Annotated in this window: 1 protein-coding gene; it reads left to right on the top strand. The window is 59.6% G+C overall.

Annotation, left to right across the window (positions count from 1 at the left end; genetic code table 11):
• The coding region (locus CH341_RS34950) for a hypothetical protein (RefSeq protein ID WP_170149919.1) at positions 1–267 on the top strand (267 nt) is incomplete at both ends.

Raw genomic sequence — 267 nt, 5'->3', positions numbered from 1 at the left:
AACATCACACCTGTTGAGCAGGCTTGGGACTACGCATTGCTCACCGGCAGAACGGTGCGTTGGGTGCTGGTCACGAACTACGTCGAGATCCGCCTCTATTCCTATCGCGAGGGCGCGAGGGACTACGAGCGTTTTGATATCGCTCGGCTCGGTGAGATGGACGAGTATCGCCGTTTCGTCACCCTTCTGCACGCTGACAACCTCCTTACGGGGCGCACCGAAGAGTTGCTGCGCGAGAGCCTGGAGGCGGACAAGGAGATCGGCAAC

Source organism: Rhodoplanes roseus (assembly GCF_003258865.1).
Classification (GTDB): Bacteria; Pseudomonadota; Alphaproteobacteria; order Rhizobiales; family Xanthobacteraceae; genus Rhodoplanes; species Rhodoplanes roseus.
This window is presented reverse-complemented; position numbering and strand designations above follow the sequence as displayed.